Origin of the sequence: Azovibrio restrictus DSM 23866 (genome assembly GCF_000429665.1) — a bacterium.
In the GTDB taxonomy this organism is placed as follows: Bacteria; Pseudomonadota; Gammaproteobacteria; order Burkholderiales; family Rhodocyclaceae; genus Azovibrio; species Azovibrio restrictus.
This window is the reverse complement of the sequence record NZ_AUCH01000040.1, coordinates 1-2,347: the sequence shown is the minus strand read 5'-3', so window position 1 is coordinate 2,347 and position 2,347 is coordinate 1. Positions and strand designations below refer to the sequence as shown.

At 51.4% G+C, this 2,347-nt stretch carries 2 protein-coding genes and 1 pseudogene; all 3 read left to right on the top strand.

Annotation, left to right across the window (positions count from 1 at the left end):
• The first annotated feature begins 980 nt into the window (after positions 1-980).
• Positions 981-1,556, top strand: a complete 576-nt coding sequence (locus G474_RS23650) for a hypothetical protein (protein WP_156919336.1) — start codon at positions 981-983, stop codon at positions 1,554-1,556.
• Between the two features lie 7 nt (positions 1,557-1,563).
• Positions 1,564-1,914, top strand: a complete 351-nt coding sequence (locus tag G474_RS0117610) for a hypothetical protein (RefSeq protein WP_156919335.1) — start codon at positions 1,564-1,566, stop codon at positions 1,912-1,914.
• Positions 1,915-2,024: 110 nt separating this feature from the next.
• A pseudogene (locus tag G474_RS24610) lies at positions 2,025-2,243 on the top strand (CPCC family cysteine-rich protein); the annotation flags it as partial.
• Positions 2,244-2,347: the final 104 nt, after the last annotated feature.

Genomic DNA, 2,347 nt, shown 5'->3' with positions numbered 1-2,347 from the left:
CACCGCCTTGTTTCATGCCATGCGATTGACTTCGGAAAAGCCCGCCTTACAATCGCCATAACCACCGCCCGTCCGGCGGTCCAGTCCAACGAGGTTTATCCGCCGATATGACTTCACACCTTCTTCAAACTCGTCCGCGTCGGCGGATAAACGCTATTCGTTATGTGTAAACAACGCTATGACGAGTTTCAGCGAAAAATTAGAGTCTTTAAAACGAGAATCTGACGAATACTTTTGTACTGAGTTTGAATCAGCGGAAGCCGAGACGAAGGAGAATGTCAGAATCAAATCCGGACTTTTAGATTTGATAAACAAGGCCAAGGGGAGCGGAAATAATTCAATTTCCGCTGAAGTAAAAATGGCTGTGATTGAATATCTCTGCGAAGTCTGTGGGCACTCAGGAGATATAGAAATCCTCCGGAATCACACGCCTAGCATCCTATCGCCTGAAGAGCTTGAGTACATCATTCAGAACTCCGCCCTATCGAGGTGGTTCTAGATGTTTATTCAGCAAACACATAACATGGCGCTCAACCCCGCTCCCTTCGGTCGCTGGACGCTGCACCATAAACCCGCGCAGCGCCGGTTAGCTTTACGTTAGGTTTGCTTATGCCACTGGGTGCAATAGCTGAGGCAATCCTTCAGCCTATCATCGAGATAGTTCTTCAGCTGTTCTGTTATGGAACAGCATGGTTACTCGTGCCGATATTCACTTTTGGCAGGGTCTTTGTTGAACCCACGCCAATCAGGGAGTTTGTGAAACCCGGCTTCGGGAGAATTCAACGAAGTGGCAGGGGGCACTACGTGATGGATGCCGAGTTGGGCTCACTAATTGGTATGATTTTCTGGTTTTCAGTCGCAATTGGCGCTTATGTCTATTTCGCGCAAACCTAACCCGGCGGTCAAAGCCGCTCCCTCCTGTCGCTGGACGTTCCGCAAGCGGGCCGCACTTTACCTAAAACGTTAGCCACAAGTCTCCTATGGACGCACTCACTTTTATTGCCAAAATAATCGAAAGCATCGCATGGCCGGTTGCGGCAGTCATTTTGGTAATGCTGCTTAAGGCAGAAATACAGTCACTGCTCCCGTTTATAAAACGCCTCAAGGCTGGACCACTTGAAGCAGAATTTGAGCGAGAACTCCGTGAATTGCGTACTTCCGTTGAAACGGAACCTGCTCAGCCCTCGACTGAAAAGCCTCTAAGCACAGCAGAGCAAAAGCTCCTACAACTTATCGAGATAAATCCACGCTCTGCAATTCTTGAGGCTTGGCAAGGAGTTGAAGCATATGCGAGGAAGTTGGTTATTGACCTCGGTATTTACGATCCCGGCTCTGAGTCACGTCCTCTTCTAGATACTTATCGGGCAATTGCCAAGGCTAACCTACTACCCCTCGAAGATCTTGCTCTCTTCCATGAGCTCCGTTCTTTACGCAATCAAGCAGCACATGCAGAAGACTTCAATCCAACCAAAGAGGCTGCTCTTAACTATGTCCAATTGGCAAATCGCCTTCGCGCAAAGCTTGGGCGACCAGCTACCGGTGATTTTCAACGTTAGAGGTTTCATGCGCGCCCTCGTTGCCATCATTGCTTTGTGCCCAGTGTTCGCATACGCCGAGGTCATGGACAAAGAGCATTCGCTCTTCACGATTTCGCTTTGGTGCACATTTGGCACAGTTGCGGCCGCTCTAGCCGCACGCTATCAACCTTGGCTTTTGCTACTCGTGCTGCCAAGCGTTGGCCTCTTCTTCGCAGGCCAAGTGGCGGAAATTCTGGACCCGTATGTGGGGCCAACCATAGCAGCAGAGGCCGGCGCTCTCTATATCGGTGTTTCTTGGGTCGCTCCTGTGCTGGTGCTGGTTGGTGGTGGCATCGGTTTCTTCTTTAGGTTGCGCTATGCAAAAACAAACCTCTAACATGGCCTTCGCTCTCTGGACGCTGCGCGACAAAGCCGCGCAGCGCCGATTAGCTCTACGTGTGCGCCGGGCATGGCGCGTTACTTCGTAGGTGAAAGTGCGGGCATCGCACGCTTGACGACCTTTGTCCTGGGTCATACGAAATTTGCCCTGTGTGCTTCTGGGAGGACGACCTCATACAGTTCGAGGACCCAGCGTTTTGTGGTGGTGCAAACCGCGTTAGTCTCACCGAGGCAATAAGGAACTACGCCCAGTTCGGAGCCTGCGACCGCCAGGCTCTCTCGTACGTTCGACCGCCAGACCCAAGCGAAATGGCAACGCTGACATGACGCCCAACCCTACGTATATGGACTCCCCCGGAAATCAAGGAAACTGAACGATAGGTTTGGCAGCTGGAAAGCGCATGCAGTCGTATATCCGGCATCTGGTGTGG

Coding starts and splice junctions, on each gene's coding strand:
- G474_RS0117610 (WP_156919335.1), top strand. CDS start 1,564: ATGCGCGCCCTCGTTGCCATCATTGCTTTGTGCCCAGTGTTCGCATAC.
- G474_RS23650 (WP_156919336.1), top strand. CDS start 981: ATGGACGCACTCACTTTTATTGCCAAAATAATCGAAAGCATCGCATGG.